14 protein-coding genes and 3 pseudogenes are annotated in these 15,424 nt (G+C 63.1%); 9 read left to right on the top strand and 8 right to left on the bottom strand.

Going from position 1 to position 15,424, the window contains the following annotated elements:
- Nucleotides 1–40: 40 nt before the first annotated feature.
- Together QFZ70_RS08440 and QFZ70_RS08435 are read right to left on the bottom strand one after the other, a co-directional pair.
- Entirely contained in the window at nt 41–3,529 is a 3,489-nt protein-coding gene (locus QFZ70_RS08440; protein ID WP_307094922.1) for a DNA polymerase III subunit alpha, read from the bottom strand.
- Nucleotides 3,526–3,864: a DUF6504 family protein gene (locus tag QFZ70_RS08435; RefSeq protein ID WP_307094921.1), complete on the bottom strand. Its 339-nt coding sequence runs from the start codon at nt 3,862–3,864 to the stop codon at nt 3,526–3,528. The genes QFZ70_RS08440 and QFZ70_RS08435 overlap by 4 nt, the downstream gene beginning before the upstream one ends.
- Before the next feature lie 133 nt (nt 3,865–3,997).
- On the opposite strand from QFZ70_RS08435, the gene QFZ70_RS08430 reads away from it, so the two are divergent.
- Complete coding sequence (locus QFZ70_RS08430; RefSeq protein WP_307094920.1) at nt 3,998–4,387, top strand: hypothetical protein; 390 nt, start codon at nt 3,998–4,000, stop codon at nt 4,385–4,387.
- Between the two features lie 19 nt (nt 4,388–4,406).
- On the opposite strand, the gene QFZ70_RS08425 is transcribed toward QFZ70_RS08430, so the two are convergent.
- Nucleotides 4,407–4,727: a chorismate mutase gene (locus QFZ70_RS08425; protein ID WP_307094919.1), complete on the bottom strand. Its 321-nt coding sequence runs from the start codon at nt 4,725–4,727 to the stop codon at nt 4,407–4,409.
- A gap of 19 nt (nt 4,728–4,746) precedes the next feature.
- Between QFZ70_RS08425 and QFZ70_RS08420 the strand changes: the two genes are divergently transcribed.
- On the top strand, nt 4,747–5,169 hold the full coding sequence (locus QFZ70_RS08420) for a VOC family protein (protein WP_307094918.1): 423 nt from the start codon (nt 4,747–4,749) through the stop codon (nt 5,167–5,169).
- 39 nt (nt 5,170–5,208) lie between these two features.
- Here the strand turns inward: QFZ70_RS08420 and QFZ70_RS08415 are convergent.
- Nucleotides 5,209–5,652 (bottom strand): annotated as a pseudogene (locus QFZ70_RS08415) (SOS response-associated peptidase); the annotation flags it as partial.
- 179 nt (nt 5,653–5,831) lie between these two features.
- Here QFZ70_RS08415 and QFZ70_RS08410 point away from each other — a divergent pair.
- From QFZ70_RS08410 to QFZ70_RS08395, 4 genes are read left to right on the top strand one after another with little or no spacing between them, the layout of a single operon-like run.
- The gene (locus QFZ70_RS08410; RefSeq protein ID WP_307094917.1) at nt 5,832–7,010 is read left to right on the top strand and encodes a tyrosine-type recombinase/integrase; all 1,179 of its coding nucleotides are present in this window, start codon (nt 5,832–5,834) and stop codon (nt 7,008–7,010) included.
- Nucleotides 6,997–9,129: a tyrosine-type recombinase/integrase gene (locus QFZ70_RS08405; RefSeq protein WP_307094916.1), complete on the top strand. Its 2,133-nt coding sequence runs from the start codon at nt 6,997–6,999 to the stop codon at nt 9,127–9,129. Before QFZ70_RS08410 ends, QFZ70_RS08405 begins: the two co-directional genes overlap by 14 nt.
- On the top strand, nt 9,126–9,542 hold the full coding sequence (locus tag QFZ70_RS08400; protein WP_307094915.1) for a DUF6262 family protein: 417 nt from the start codon (nt 9,126–9,128) through the stop codon (nt 9,540–9,542). Before QFZ70_RS08405 ends, QFZ70_RS08400 begins: the two co-directional genes overlap by 4 nt.
- 26 nt (nt 9,543–9,568) lie before the next feature.
- Nucleotides 9,569–10,351 carry an SOS response-associated peptidase gene (locus QFZ70_RS08395; protein ID WP_307094914.1) on the top strand — a complete coding sequence of 261 codons (783 nt, stop codon included), beginning with the start codon at nt 9,569–9,571 and terminating at the stop codon, nt 10,349–10,351.
- An 868-nt stretch (nt 10,352–11,219) separates the two neighbouring features.
- On the opposite strand, the pseudogene QFZ70_RS08390 reads toward QFZ70_RS08395, so the two are convergent.
- Nucleotides 11,220–11,525: pseudogene (locus QFZ70_RS08390) on the bottom strand (SOS response-associated peptidase family protein); the annotation flags it as partial.
- Between the two features lie 147 nt (nt 11,526–11,672).
- On the opposite strand from QFZ70_RS08390, the gene QFZ70_RS08385 reads away from it, so the two are divergent.
- On the top strand, nt 11,673–11,930 hold the full coding sequence (locus QFZ70_RS08385) for a mycoredoxin (RefSeq protein ID WP_307094913.1): 258 nt from the start codon (nt 11,673–11,675) through the stop codon (nt 11,928–11,930).
- Between the two features lie 127 nt (nt 11,931–12,057).
- Here QFZ70_RS08385 and QFZ70_RS08380 read toward each other — a convergent pair whose 3' ends face one another.
- Nucleotides 12,058–12,804 (bottom strand): lipoate--protein ligase family protein, encoded by a 747-nt coding sequence (locus QFZ70_RS08380; protein WP_307097835.1) that lies wholly within the window; start codon nt 12,802–12,804, stop codon nt 12,058–12,060.
- Between the two features lie 16 nt (nt 12,805–12,820).
- Between QFZ70_RS08380 and QFZ70_RS08375 the strand changes: the two genes are divergently transcribed.
- A complete protein-coding gene (locus QFZ70_RS08375) occupies nt 12,821–13,213 on the top strand; it encodes a DUF2177 family protein (protein WP_307094912.1) in 393 nt (130 codons plus the stop codon).
- A gap of 16 nt (nt 13,214–13,229) precedes the next feature.
- Here the strand turns inward: QFZ70_RS08375 and QFZ70_RS08370 are convergent.
- Nucleotides 13,230–14,034 (bottom strand): annotated as a pseudogene (locus tag QFZ70_RS08370) (thioesterase family protein).
- A 170-nt stretch (nt 14,035–14,204) separates the two neighbouring features.
- Between QFZ70_RS08370 and QFZ70_RS08365 the strand changes: the two are divergent.
- Nucleotides 14,205–14,882 (top strand): endonuclease/exonuclease/phosphatase family protein, encoded by a 678-nt coding sequence (locus tag QFZ70_RS08365; RefSeq protein WP_307094911.1) that lies wholly within the window; start codon nt 14,205–14,207, stop codon nt 14,880–14,882.
- Between the two features lie 12 nt (nt 14,883–14,894).
- On the opposite strand, the gene QFZ70_RS08360 is transcribed toward QFZ70_RS08365, so the two are convergent.
- Nucleotides 14,895–15,404, bottom strand: a complete 510-nt coding sequence (locus QFZ70_RS08360; protein WP_307094910.1) for an NUDIX domain-containing protein — start codon at nt 15,402–15,404, stop codon at nt 14,895–14,897.
- Nucleotides 15,405–15,424 lie beyond the last annotated feature (20 nt).

Raw genomic sequence — 15,424 nt, 5'->3', positions numbered from 1 at the left:
CGGTTCAGCAAAGGGCCGACCAACGCGGCGCATGGCAGGCTCAACCGTTAAATCCCGTGATGGCCAGGCTCCTGCTGATTCCATCCAGTGGATGCGGGCCGTCAGGGGCACTGGTCTCCGAATCCGGGAAGGGCAGGGTTTCGGTGCGGCTGAGGTCCCAAGCCATGCTTGCGCTGAGGCTGATTCCCCGCGGGCCCGTCCTCCGGGTGGTGCCGCGGATCAACAGCAGCCGGGTTCCGAACAGGAGCAGGCCGGCATTCTCCTGGGCCTCATGGAAGAAGACCGAATCAATGCAGCCGGTGCCGTCGTCAATGCTGATGAACACCACCCTCCTGCCCCCGCGCATGGGGGGCGTCTGGGTGGCTACCCGCACTCCGGCCACCAGGACTTCCGTCCCGTTGCGCAGGCCCAGGAGCTTGTCCGCTGTGGTGACTCCCAGCCTGTCCAGCATGGGCCGGTGGCTGTCCATAAGGTGGCTGCTGACGTCCACAGCCATCAGGTCCAGCTCTGCCCGCACGTTTTCGATGAGGGTGGGTTCCGGGAGCCCCGGCTTGACGTTGCGCAGTTCCACATCGCCCAGGGGCAGGGAAAGCTGTCCTTCCAGGACCTCCACGCCCTTCCGCCCGCTGCCCGCACTTTGGAGCTGCTGCAGGTGCTGGACCAGGTCTGCCCGGTTGGCCACCCCACCGGCCTCACGGTGCAGGGAATCAAAAGCACCCAGCTGGGCCAAACGTTTGATGCTGGGCTTGCTTAACCGCGAGCGCGCGCGGAGGTCTGCAAGAGAGTCATACGGCTGGCCCGCCACGATTCTTTTCAGTTCCGTGGCGGACAGCCCGTAAATACCGTTCAGGCTGAGCCTGATTCCCAGCCTTCCCGCATCAGGCCCCTGCCGGACCCGTTCCACCCGGTACTCCCCCTTGCTGCGGTTGATATCAAGGGGAAGGATGGGGATGCCCAGCCTCCTGGCTTCCGCCACCAGCAGTCTTTTGGGGTACATGCCGGGATCGTGTTCCCAGAGGCCGGCCAGGAAGGCTTCGGGGTGATGAGTCTTCAGCCAGGCGGACTGGTAGGTGGGCACGGCGAAAGCGGCTCCGTGGGCTTTGCAGAAGCCGAAGCTGCCAAAGGCCTTCAGGGTCCCCCAGACGTTATCAACTACTTCCGGGGAATACCCTTTCTTCCGGGCTTCCCTGCGGAAGAACTCCTCAACACTCAGTTCCAGGACCTCGTTGCCCAGGGCACGGCGGAATTCATCGGCTTTGGCCAGGCCGCAGCCGGTCATCACGTTGAACGTTTTCAGGATCTGTTCATGGAAAACGGTCACCCCGTGGGTTTCCGCCAGGACGGGCTTCAGGTCCGGGTGGGGGTACACCTCGGGTGCGAAACCATGCCGGTGCTCCAGGAATGGCCGGACCATGTCCGATTTCATGGGCCCGGGCCGGAAAAGCGAAATATCGATGATGAGGTCGTTGAACTCCCGCGGCGCCATCTTGCCGATCAGTTCGCGCTGCCCGGGAGACTCAATCTGGAAGCAGCCCAGGGTGTGTGTGCTTCGGATGAGTTCAAAGGTGGCCTCATCATCCAGGGGTATGGCGTTGAGGTCGATGTGCCCGTTTTCTGCGATGTAATCCGGGCCGGACCCGTCCTGGCCGGGATCATGTTTCCCCGCAGCCACCACTTCCTCTTTGGACGAGTGGATGCGGATGACCTCCCGGACCGCAAACGCCATGGCGCTTTGCATCCTGACACCCAGGACGTCGAGCTTCAGCATGCCCATGGGATCCATATCGTGTTTATCGAACTGGCTCATGGGCAGCCCCAGGCCGCTGGGCTGGACCGGGGTGCGGTCCAGCAGGGTTGCGTCCCCCAGGATCACACCGCAGGGATGCATCGAGATATGGCGCGGCAACCGGTCAAGGCGTTCCGTCAGGTCCACCAGCAGGTCCAACTGCTGGTTGCCGTGGGTATCGCGCTGTTCCACCCGGCCCGCAAATTCCCTCAGTTCAGGCTTTTCCTGCAATGCCTCCCGGAATTTCCGGGCCGAAAACCGCCACAGCTGTTTCGCGATGTCCCCCACGTCGCCGTCATCCATGCCCAAAGCCATGCCGGCATCCCGGACTGCGCCTCTTGCCCGGTAGCCGTTCTGCATGCTCATCAGCGTGACCCGCTCGGCGCCGAAGCGCTCGAAGATCCGGCGGTAGACGTTATGCCTTTCGGCGCTTTCGACGTCGATGTCGATATCCGGCAGGGTGGCCCGGTCCCGGGAAAGGAAGCGCTCGAAGATCAGGTCATGCTGCAGTGGATTTACCTGGCTGACGTCGATCAGGTAGTTGACGAGGCTTGATGCACCAGATCCGCGGGCCGCCGCCCTTACCCCCATGTCCTGGATCATGCGTGAAACTTCGGCAACTGTAAGGAAGTAGGACGAAAAACCCAGGTTCTGGATGATTCCCAGTTCGTGCTCGAGCCGGTACCGCATTTCCTCTTCCCGGGTTCCCGAAATACCAGGGAACCGCCTCCCGATTCCCGCCTGGCAGCGCTGCACCAGTTCCAGATGCGGATCCTGGTTGATCCCGATGACTGAAGCTTCCGGCACCACAGGCTGTTTCCAGCCCATATCGGTGACGGGGTCCATCCTGCAGAGATCGGCGAGCGCCTCCGTTTGTGCCATCAGCTGTTTAAGGTCTGCTGTACCGTATCCGGCGGCGGAGATGATTTCCTTGCCCAGTTGCAGCATGTGGGCGGCGGATTTGAGCCAGCCCTGGCCATTGGGTTGGAGCATTGGCTCCTGGGCCAGCTCCGGCAGCGATTTGAGGGTCCGGGCTGAATCCAGGACGTCGGCGGTGGCGGCTCCGTCCTCCGCGCAGTACCTCACCGCGTTGCTGAAGATTGCCGGTATGTTGTGTTCTTCCGCGAGCTTGAGCATCCGGACGGCATGCGAGGTGCTCAGCGGGGCCCCCGGGGCGCTGAGCTGCGAAACGATCTCGGTGACCACTGTTCCGGCGGGCATGGCGTCGAGCCATTGCTTGAAGAGTGTCCGCGGGCGCAGGTACCGGCGGCCGCCCATGGCACGACCGACATCGGAGTCCGGCCCGATCAGGACCATCAGCACGGGTTTGAGGGTCCGGGGATCAAGGGTGCGGGAAGCAAGCTCCGCCCTGGTGACTGCCACCGGCACGGTTCCCCCGGATTTTCCCGAGGTGCGGGCATGGGCATCGGACACCAACCGGCACAGAGCACGGTACCCGGCCCCGTTGTTGTTGCCGCGGGCGAGCACCACCACACGGCCCGCCAGCTGGGTGCGGTGATCGCCGTCGTCGTCATAAACCGCCAGGTCCACCCCAACTATGGGATCAATACCCGCATCCATGCACGCCTTCAGGTGCTTGATGGTTCCGTACAGGCCGTCCCGGTCGGTGCAGGCGAGCGCGGTAGCGCCGTCGGCAGCGGCGGCCTGGGCCAGTTCCTCAGGCCAGGAAACGCCATAGTGGGCACTGAAGGCGGTGGAGACGTGGAGGTGCGTGAAGCTCATGCTGTCCGCGGGCGCAGGGCGTCATGGATCCGCAGGAGCCGCCAGCGGCCGCTCCGGACATGGCGGGTCAAGTCAAGGGTGAGTGGTTCTTCCTGGTCATTGAACGCGCCGGAACAAGCAGCCGATGGAAGCACCTGGACCCGCCAGATCTCATGGTCCACCAGTCCGGGACCGGTTCCCAGCGGTGCTCGGCTTTCCTCTGCCCACCACTGCCGGCGCTCGTACCATCGGACTGGCTCGGCGCAGACTGAATAGGGCCGCCCTGCCCATTGGAGGCTTATCGGCTGGCCTTCCGGGTTGCAGGCAACGTCCACGGATTCGCTGAACATCCCCATGGGCACCTCCCGGACAGAGCAAGAAATAAGGAAACATTCGAATATGTGTTCGAATACTTCAAGTCTAAGCCAGCGGCGGCACAAATCCTAGGCGGGGGTGGACGGACCGATCGGCAGGGAGCAGGATTGTGCCATGAGCACCCATGACGCACTCCTCAAGCAGGTCAGCATCAAAGCCCAGGACTCCACCCTCGTGGCCACTTTCGACATAGACGGCAACATCCCCGGTTCCGGTGCCTACGTGGTGGGGCTTGTGGCTGCCAGCCCGGACTACTCATCCCAGCGGCGCCTGGGCATTGAGTTCATGAACGGGGAGGCGATCGCCTTCTTCTCGTTCAACCATGAACAGAGCGCGGAGGAGAACTACGATCTTTCCGGGGTCACCCACTCGGGCAACACCATCACCGGCCATTTCCCGCTGGCAGCCATTAACGGGCTCGGCAAAGGGCACGTGATGACCGGCTTCAGCGAAGCGGACGGCCGGGATTTCCAGTCCGGCGTTCCGGTGGAGGAAAACCTGTAAACAGCTGGGCAGAAGAAGCTCAGCTGTTTTCTTTGTGGACCCGGAGCTCGAGTTCGATGAAACCTGAGATCATGGCCCGGTAGGTGGATTCAACGATGTCCGGGTCGATGTCTTTCTTAACAGCAGCCGAGCGGACGTGCTCGATTATCCGCTCCACACGGCCGGGGGCGCGGACCTCGGCATCGTCACCCTTGAGGGTTCCGGCGATCCTGATCAGCCGTTCACGGCGGGCAATGAGGGTGACAATCTGGTCATCCACCTCGTCAACGGCAACCCGGACGGCAGCGAGCTGTTCCTTGTCGGCCAGTGCGTCTCTATCGTTCCCTTGAATTGTTGCCATCCTCTGACAGTATCGAACCATGCAGCCCAGAGTCGACTTCATTTCACTAGGCGTCCGCAGCGTTCCGGCGTCCCGCTCCTTCTATGTGGAGGGCCTTGGCTGGCCGGTCCACCGCGAATTTCCTGGGGATGTGGTGTTCATCCAGGTGAACCACGGCCTGGTCCTGTCGCTGTGGGACGTCCGCCAGATGCAGGCCGATGCCGGCGTCAGCGAGCCCGGTCCGGTCCCCTGCATCACCCTCAGCCACAACCTCCCCAGTACCGGGGACGTTGACCGGGTCATGGAAGAGGCTGGCGCAGCGGGAGCAACCATAATCGCCGAGCCCATCACCCAGCCCTGGGGCGGCTACAGCGGGTACTTCGCAGACCCTGACGGCTTCCGCTGGGAGGTGGCCTACAACCCCACGTGGGGAGTGGACGACGCCGGATCTGTCAGCGTTTAGCCCCTCGGCCAGCTGGGCCGGCACTGCTTTGGCCGCGGCTTAAAAGAGGGCTTCGACCGGGCGGATCAGCTCGGGGCCGTTGTTGCGGACGTTGCCCACCTCTTTGCCCACTGATTCAACGTGCCAGTCCGACGCCACGTCCTTGACCCCGGACCGGACCAGGTCAACCAGCGCCGCAGCGTCGTCGGCGTGCGGGTCGAGCCACACCTGCATTGTGGCCTTGTCCATCGGCAGCGGCACCCGGTTATGCAGCGCGGTCAGCTTGCCGAAGACGGTTGATTCGCTGCCCGGCGGCGGAGTGTCAGTGGTCAGGATGGACGTGGAAAGCATCCAGCCGCCGGGCTCCCCTGCGGGCCAGGACGGATCCTTCCACCACTCATAGAGCCCGGCAAAAACCAGGCCGCGGCCCTCTCCCGGATGCACGTAGTAGGGCTGTTTCGCCTTCCGGGTCCCCTGCTTCCATTCGTAGTAGCCGTCCGCGGGCTTATCCGGTACTCCCAAGGCCCCGTCTTTCACGTCTTCAACAGTCAGACTTTGCCCTCGGAAAGTGTTGAAGTCGTGACTATCCGGTACCCGTCTTTGACGCTGCGGCCGTCTTTCGTGTCGCTGCGAGGCGGGCGAGCCGGCCGGGTGGACTATGGGCTTGGCAAAGGAGCCGCGCGATGAGGGTGCAAAGCATACGGTTGGAGGGCGAGGAGCCCACTTGGACTGTTCTGGGTGCTGATCTGCTGCCAGTCAGGGAGATCGAGTCGTACCTTGAGTTTTTGCGGCAGACGGACGCGTCCCCGAACACAGTGAAGGCCTATGCGCGAGGGTTGGTGTTGTGGTGGGAATTCCTCGAGCTTCGCGGCCGAAGCTGGGATGTGTTCGGTGTTGAGGATTTCACTGGGTTCCTCGGCTGGATGCGGTCGGGGCTCCCGCCGGGAGTTGCATTTCTGGCCGCCGCGCCGGCGCGGATCGCGGATGCAACGGCGGCCCAGAGGCTGCAGGCAGTTCGCTCGTTCTATGTATTTCATCAGTGGCGCGGCCTCGAGGGAATTCCGGCGCTGTTCCTGGGTCGGGAATCGAACTCGCCGTACTTGCCGTTTCTGACTCACATCAGACGCGGTTCTCGTGCGGCGTCGGTGTCGGTGAAGGTCCATCGGCGACGGCGGGCGGCACCAACCTTGACGCCCGCGCAGATCGAATCCATTAAGCACGCATGCGCGCACTGGGATCCCGGCACGAGGTCGTGGTCGGGATCGATCAGGGACCGATTGTTCTTCGCTTTGCTTGAGGAGACAGGCATGCGGCTGGGCGAGGCGCTCTCATTGCAGCACCGGGACTGGCATTCTGGCGGCGGCGAGAATCCATACATCGAGGTCGTCCCGCGCCCTCATCCCCACGGGGCGCGGGTGAAGGGCGGAAATTACCGCAAGCTCTACATTTCCGACGAGCTGGACCGCCTCTACGCCGAGTACGTCTGGCACCTCTGCGAGGCGGGCCTGGACCTGGTGGTGGAGGACATCGATGCGTCATACGTTTTCGTGAACGTCGCCGGCGGAGAGCGCTTCGCCCCGATCCGCCCAGAGACGATTTACAAGCTGATCACCCGGATAAACCGCGGACTTGGCGACCTCGTGCCAGCGCGTTGGTCCCCCCACTGGTTCCGTCACACGCATGCCACGGCCCTGCTTCTCTCTGGCCGACCGGTTCATGTTGTCAGTCGACGACTCGGTCACGCCGATGTCCAGACGACCCTGAACACCTACGCCTGGGTGACTGAGGACGAAGAGTTACGGGCACTGGCCGATTGGGCCGCCGTCACAAAACAATGGAGGGACGGGCATGCGGACATCTGACGCAGAAATGGTCGGGATCCTGAGTGCCAGCGGAGCGCCGGGCTTCAATGCAACACGGAACGAGGAACTGCTCAGCGCAGTCCCCGAGAGCCTTCGGCTGCTGCACTACACGCGGGACTCGATCCCGGCCGAGCATCTGAGCTCATTCGGTTTTTATCATGACAAGATCGGCAACATTCACCTCGACGGCCTGACCACGACCATGCAGAACGAGCTGATGTTCGCGATCTGGCGCATCGTCGAGCTCGGCGGCCGGGTGCCCTGCGCGCCGCTGGGATTACTCCTGAGGGAGCTCGCCGCGACATCGAAACGGCTGCAGCGGGCCGGCCAGCCCTTCGAGAGCGTCATGGACTACACGCCGGCCTCATGGCGCACCGAGCTGGCTACGACGTGGGTCCGGCGCACGAAGCAGCTGCCTAATCCGAACACCCTGCGCACGATCCTGTCGCCGCTGGATCGCATCAGCAAGCTGCTCTGGTTCGCCTACGACACGAGGCCATGGTGGCAACGAGAGATCTGGGACCTGACCATGGACCCGAGGATCCCCCGGCGCCCCCAAGAGATGCTCTCGCAGGTCGCGGTCCACTGGCACCGACTCCAACCCACATGGTTCCGGCAGGGCGCGATGTTCTACGTCAAGACGCAGCTCGAGGCGGGCCAGTTGACCTGGGCAAGCGTGCACAACCGCCACAACGCGCTCCTTCCCTTCGGAGAATTTGCTGCAGCCCGAAATCTGCCGGGTCCGCGACTCACGCCAAACCCCACCCGCCTGCGCCCACTAATGCTGGAGTTCCTGGGCGAAACCCGTCAGACGAAAACACGCCACGGGAAAAACACCGGCAAACCGCGCTCGATCGGGAGCGTCGCCCAAATTACCGCGGCAGTCCGGGGCCTCTACGCATTCATGAACGATTTCGGACCCGAGGCTGCGGCCGCGGTCGGTGATGAGCGGTGGACCGGTATTGGTCCTGAGTACCTGAGGTTCTGGCGGCCGGGAGACATCCCGCGCGTTCACAAGAACCGCTACGACGAACGGCACCTGTTTACCGACACAGTCATGTCGGCGCTGGCGTCACATGCCCACTTGCTCGGCGTCCCTCGCCCGCTCGGTGGATTAGGGGACGAGCAGGGGATGCGGATTCTGTTGCTGATGATGGCTACCGGGCGTCGGATCAACGAAATCTGCATGCTGGATCTGGATCCGATCATCCCGGTTGAAGGCCCCACACCTGACGGCGGGAACATCGCGAAGCTGCGCTACCAGCAGACGAAAATCGTGGATGCTCCGGACACGATCTTTGTCGACCAGGAAGTCACCGCCATCATTGCAGAGCAGCGCCGCTGGCTTACCGAACACTTCGAGGCCGGGGTGAGGCCGAAGTACTTGTTCGTGAAGGCTCAGGGCAATTTACGTGGACAGCACCCCTACAAAGACGGACGGTTCCGACAACAACTGCATCATCTCGTTGCCCTCGCCGGGTTGACTGAAGCCGACGGGACCCCGCTGGATCTGGGCAAGACGCACCGGTTCCGGCACACGAAAGCGACAGGCCTGATCAACGCAGGCGTGCCCCTGCACGTCGTTCAGCGCTACATGGGCCACCTAAGCCCTGAAATGACGATGCACTACGCGCAGACCCTGGACGCGACAGCGAAGGCCGAGTTCCTCCGCTACCGCAAGATCACGACGTCGGGCTCCGCATCAGCGATCGAGGGTGAGGACCTCTATGAGCTGATGGCGTTGGATTCACGCACCGACCGGGTACTGCCAAACGGCTGGTGCACGCTGCCGCCGGCCAAGAGCTGTGAAAAAGGCAACGCCTGCCTCACCTGCAACCTGTTCGTCACCGACGAGCGATTCCTTGGCGTCCACGAGGGCGAGGCCGTCGCTCTCGACCAACTCATCGACAACCGGCAGGCTGCGCACCAGCAACGCACAGGGCAACCAATGAGCGAAAACCACGTATGGCTCACCCTCCGGCGCCGCGAGCAGCTTGCACTCAGGACCATCGTTGAAACGCTTACTACACAAACGGATGATGCTCACGAGCCGATCCGCGGCGCAGGAGAGCAAACCCGCATCAGCGCAGACCGACGCGATCCGCAGGAGTCGCAATGAGCCGCGGCAACCCGGAACTACTCGCCCAGGCCGCGTCACGAAAACGCCAAGCAGCGCGGGACCGCGCTGACGCCGGCATACGCGCACTACTGAAAGCCGGCGCACCCATCACCTTTGAGGCGGTCGCGACGGCAGGCCACGTTTCCAAGGACTTTCTCTACCGCACGACTGATCTGCGTAACCGCATCCAAGACCTTCGCAGCCGCACTGCCGGCATGCGGGCGGCAGGGCCGCCCAGCGAGCCCGCCGCGGCAACCTCCACAAGCAACATCGTCCGCACACTCACCATCGCCCTCCGAGACGAACGGGCCCGGTATCGGGCCGAGATCTCCGAACTCAAGGCCGCTCTGGAAGCTGCCCATGGCGAACTGCTGCGGCTGCGGCGCCACCCTGGTTTGCACGATGCCGACTGACCAACGGATCCCACTTCCATCAACGCATGGGACGAAAGTTGCGGCCATGGGACAGGATCAGCGGCCGCAGCAGCGGGCATAATGGCCCTATGTGCGGCAGATACGTCATGAGCAGAGCTGTCGGTGATCTTCTCGCGGCTTTCGACGTCGAGGAATCCTACGTCGATGAACTCCAGCCTTCCTACAACGTGGCCCCAACAGACAGTGTCCCCCTGATTCTGGACCGGAGCACAGGAGACGGCGCACCAGTGACCAGAAAGTTAGTCACCGCCCGCTGGGGCCTTGTTCCTTCCTGGGCCAAGGACCCCAAAGGCGGTGCGAGACTCATCAACGCGAGAATGGAAACCATCACCGAGAAACCCTCCTTCAGGAAAGCCGCATCGGCGAGACGGGGCTTGCTCGCAGGCGACGGATACTTTGAGTGGGAAAAAACCCCTGAGGGCGGGAAGATCCCGACATACCTCTACGGGTCGGACAATCAGATTCTTGCCTTCGCCGCCCTCTTTGAGAACTGGCCCGATCCTTCCCTGCCCAACGACCACCCGGACAAATGGCTGCGGACTGCCACGGTCATCACCACTAATGCCTCCGATGCCCTCGGCCATATCCACGACCGCACGCCGCTGATCGTGCCTCCGGAGATGTATTCGGACTGGCTCGACCCGGACACGACCTCCGAGGCAGATGTCCGGGCCTTACTGGATTCCATGCCCGAACCGCACCTGGTCCCACGTGTTGTCAGCAACCGCGTCAACAACGTCCGAAATGACGGGCCAGAACTTATAGAACCGGCCGTCGTAGACAGCTGACAGTCCCTGCGGCACCTCGTTGCGACGGTCACCGTTCCATTTGGGAAACTCCACGCCTTAGGCTGTGGCTATCCGCATACTGCCGGGCCTGTCGGCGTGCGGAGCCTTCCTAGCCACGAAGCAGCGAAAGGTATCAGATGAACCCGGAAACCATCGTGCTACTTTTCCTAATACCTGTTATCGCAATCCCAGTTGTTGGCTATTTCATTCTTCGGGATTTTTTTAGAAAGAGGAAGTAGCCATATGGAATTAGGGGGGGCATGTACTTCGTACTCGGATGTGTAGTGACCCTTGTCGGCATACTCGGCGTGATCTTCCGGCGACCACTCGGGGGCTTGGCGGCGAGGATTTTCTCCGCAAGCGGCCTCGAGGTAGATGAGTCTCGCAAGCCAGCACTCGAGCGTGTCTATGGCCTCGGAGGTATTTTCATGGCGCTTGCCGGGATAGGGACCATCATATTTGCGCTAGTTTCAGGAGCTTAGAAGATCGTTTTTTAGATGGTTGTTTAAGTCCGCCCTGGACGAGCCGACTCACTTTCATCACAAGATGCATTAAAGAGGAGTACGCATGAAAAGTTTTGCCCCCAGTTATGGAGGAGTGGGACTTGATCCAGTACTCGTCGTGGTTTTTGCCGCCATCATGCTAGTAGTTCTTGGAATTACTGCGTTTGTGATCTTGCGACGACGCAAGAAGTGATGGATCGCAGCCAGTGTCCAGGCTAGCGCCGGCCTCGAAGACATTCAGAGCGGAACCTGGGTGCCAGCCAGGTGATGGGCTCTATCGTCCGCGGAGATCGGAGCGCTAAAGACGCGTCTTCCACAGTTCCAACCCCTGCAACCCCCGGGCAATCGACAGTCGACTACAGATAAGCAGGGACCGCGCAGCGGCGAGACTGGACAGCCTTCCGGAATGCCGGCTTTTCCAGTACTGACTCGCTCCGGGCGTTGATCATCCGCGAACCGATGCCCGGGTCCTTGGCCCAGGACGGGACCAAGCCCCAGCGCGCCACATGAAGCTGGCGCACCTGCCTGGGCTCCGGGCCCTCGTCAATCAAACGCTCCAGGACAATAGGCACATCGTCAGTCGGCGCAACGTTCCACGACGGCGGGATGCTCACCTCCTCCTCGAGCTCGGCGTCGAACTCCGCCAGCAGGTCCCCAACAGCACGTGCCATTACATAGCGTCCACACATTGCTCCAGCATGCCATCGGCGGCAGGAGCTGTCATCCAAGGACGCCAGGGGCGCGCTGTAGCTGGGAATATGCGGCTTCGCGCTACCGTTGACGGTAAGGAAACCCTGACCGACTCATAGGAGAAACTTATGGACTTCACTCCCGAAACCGGCACCATCACCATGTTTTCCACCACTTGGTGCGGCTACTGCAACCGGCTGAAGAAGCAGCTGGACTCGCAGGGCATCGGCTACACCGAGATCAACATCGAGGAAGTGGAAGGCACCGCCGAACTCGTGGAGCAGCTCAACGGCGGCAACCGCACGGTTCCCACCGTCCTCTTCCCGGACGGCACCGCGGCCACCAACCCGTCCGCTGCCGAGGTCAAGACCCGTCTCGCAGCCTAGCCGGCACACCGGACCAGAGGTTCGGAAACCCACGCGTCCGCCGTCGGAGGCGTGCAATACGGAGAACGGGACCAGCACTTCGGTGCTGGTCCCGTTCTGACAGCCGGGCAGTGGCCCCCTCTGCGGGTCAAGCCCCCAGGCTGCTGAAGGCAGCGGTGTTAAGCGTGGCATGGCCCGTATAGGTGGCAAGCAGCGCGTCCTCCACCGCGGCAACATCCACCCCGGGCACAAGATCGTTGACGGCTCCCGCAGTGGCCGGGTCCCACTCCAGTCCCAAGGCCGCGTAACTTTCTGTGAGGACCCTGCGGATGGGGGCGGAGTCCTCCACCACAATGACTGAGCTGAACAGCCAGCCGCCGGACACCACCCGCTGGGCTGTGCCCACCAGCTTCACCTGCGGACCGCCGGCGGGAGCCGAACCGTGCACGCTGTATTCCCCGGGGCAATACTCACCGGGTATTTCTCCCACGGCCGCCTGGACCCCTATGCTGCGCAGCGTTTCGGCAAACAGCTCCCCGAAGTACCCGAACCTGCTTTTGGATCCGGCGATGGCGTCAGCGTCCGGCTCGATGTGGTCCACCACGAGGGTTCCCTGGTGGTAAGCAGCCGCGCGCCCTCCCGCCCGCCGGATCAGCGGCTCAAAGCCGTTGTCGCGACAGGCTTGGGCCGCCGCGTCGAAGCCGGGCAGCCGCGTGTCCCGCTGGCCGAAGGCGACGGTGGGGGCAGGACGGTACAGCCGCAACGTGGGGCCGATGTCTCCCGCCCTTGCCTTGGCCAGGAGCTCAAGGCCAAATTCCAGGTCGCGAGCCGCGCCGAGCGACTCTTCCTGCCGCACCACCGTGAGCGTGTGGGATCCCGGTCCGGCGTGGTGCATGTTGCTAAGCTCCCCTATGGTCATCCTGCAATTCCTTGTTGTCGCCGCCGCGTTCGCAGTAATTGACGCCGTGTGGCTCAAGCTGATGAACCCGTTTTACCGGAGCCACATCGGCGATTTGCTGGCGGACAAGCCAAACCTATGGTACGCCGTCGCCTTCTACGTCATATACATCGCCGGGATTGTGTTCTTTGCCCTCCGTCCCGCGCTCGACGGCGGCAGCTGGCTTACGGCGCTGGGCTACGGTGCGGCGCTGGGCGCCTTTGCCTATGCCACCTATGACCTCACCAACGCGGCCACCCTGAAGGTGTGGCCGCTGCAGCTGATTGTGGTGGACATGCTGTGGGGCGCGGCGCTCACAGGGCTGTCCACCCTCGCGGGCTGGCTGGTCTTCCAGGGCCGGGGCTGAGCCGGTGCGGCGGAACTCAGGTCCTGCGCACGGTCAGGATCTGCTCTGCCCGGCCGAAGGGTCCCTGGAGGTCGTGCAGCACCGTTGAGGTAAGGCCGATGCCGTCCCGGCCGAAGGAGACGGCGTTGTCCAAGCCCAGCCACTCCCCCTCCGGGCGGCGGTACATGTGGATCTGCAGGTCCAGGTTGGGGAATGCATAGCTGTCCTTGCCCGGAGGGACCCGTGCGGCGATGCCATTGGCGGTGTCCACCAACCCCAGCAGCCGGGCGAGGTCGCCGCTGTCAGCGCGGTCCGTCAGGGGGTGGTCAGTGCGCAGCCACACCTTCCCGGCCCCGGGGCGGTGCCCTTCGGCTACACGCATCTCCAGGGAACGGATGTAGCCGCCCGGGCCATACTGACGCGCCGTCGTAGGGCTTGCATTCATCAGGTCCGGGAATGGTTATGTCTTCAACCGCGGCCACCTCGGAGGTATCGCTGGTGATCATCCGCCAGGCCGTGGCCCGGATGGCCGTACGGCCGCCGGCCACCAGCTCGGCCTGCAGCAGTTCGATGGTCCGCCCAGGCCGCAGCGTAGTGGTTTCGATATGGAATTCACCGCCGGGAATCAGTCCCAGGATCTCGTAGCTGAGGCGGGCCATCCGCATGCCGCTGCGCGGCTGGTGGCGCTCAAGGCTGTCGGCCATCAGCCCGGATGCCGGCGCCATGTGTTGCTCATGGACGTTCCAGGCGCCCTGGGCGTGGATGGTGGAACGGAAACGGCCATCGCCCAGGGATTGGTAATAGAAGTTTCCCTCGGCCAGTTCAGGCAGATCAGCGGTCAACGGCGGGCCTTCCAGGAGATTTCAGTGAATTGGCAATAACTCTATCGTTTTGCCCCGGGGCCGCCGGCCGGGGCTGCTTTCCGACGCGGCGAAATGTTGGAGCCTGGCGGCTGTCATCTGGGTAGACTCAGGAACTGGCCCTGTCAGCAACCCTCGGAAGAGGTGTTCCATTGCGCGTCATCAGTTACAACCTTCGCGAGCACAAAGCGAGCGGCGAACTCCTCGCTTTGGCACGGAATCACGATATTGATGCGCTTTGCCTCCAGGAGGTGGACTCCAGCGACCTCCCGGAGACCCTGGGCCCGCTTCACCTCGCGGACGCCACCAAGGCGAACCGGCTCGGGCTGGCCATCTATTACCGCACCAGCAGGTTCACGGCCTTGGATACGCAGTCCTTCGCACTGAAAAAGTCGATGCATGACAGGGTGCTGACGCCGGCGCACGAGCGGCTCATCGGTACCAGGGTGATGGACAACGAGACGCAGCACGAACTGGTGATCGGTTCCTTCCACGCCGCGCCCCTGACGGCCTCCAACTCCCTGCGGCGGAAGCAGATCCACGCGGCCCACGCCGAACTCCTGAGCATGGGCAAGGGCCTGATGACGCTGATGGTGGGCGACTTCAACTACCCGTTCTTCACCAAGAACCTGCACGTCCACATGAAGAATTCGGGATACGCACTGTCGCTGAGCAACCGGCGCACGTACACCCGCTACAAGGTCTTCAAGGGCCATTTCGACTTCGCCACGTCACTGGGGCTGGACATCACCAGCGTGGAGACCCTCCCGCGCGGCAATTCCGACCACCTGCCCATCCTGGTCACCGCCGAATACGGTCCGGACTACTGACCCGCGTCCGGACTACGCTCCGGCGGCCAGCCGCTCCCGCAAGGCCGGCCACGCCGCCGCGAAGCCTGGATGCAGTTCCTGGCGTTCCACGTCGGCCAGCGGAATCCACAACAGTTCGATGCTCTCCGGATCGCTGATCACGGGGTCAAACGGCTCCGTCGCCAGGACCACCACAGTGGTGTAGGACCAGTAACCCAGGTCCAGCACCGACGTGAAGAGCACGTCCACACTCTCCGCCGGAACGGCAGCCTCCTCATACGCCTCACGCAAAGCGCCCACGACGGCGTCCTCGCCTTCGTGGAGCGCCCCGCCAGGCAGTCCCCAGGTTCCGCCATTGTGGCTCCAGATGGCGCGGTGCTGCAGGAGCACACCCTTGGCGGGGTCATAGGCAAGCACCCCGGCCGCGCCGAACCTGCCCCAGTACCGGCCGCGTTCCCCTTCCACCCAGGCATCACCGGGATCGCGGGGACCCATGCGGACAGGCGGCGTGGAGGACTGTGTTGAAGCCGGTGAATGATCCATCGCTCCAGTCTGACAGGTGG

The sequence above is a fragment of the Arthrobacter sp. V1I9 genome, from assembly GCF_030817075.1.
In the GTDB taxonomy this organism is placed as follows: domain Bacteria; phylum Actinomycetota; class Actinomycetes; order Actinomycetales; family Micrococcaceae; genus Arthrobacter.
This window is presented reverse-complemented; position numbering and strand designations above follow the sequence as displayed.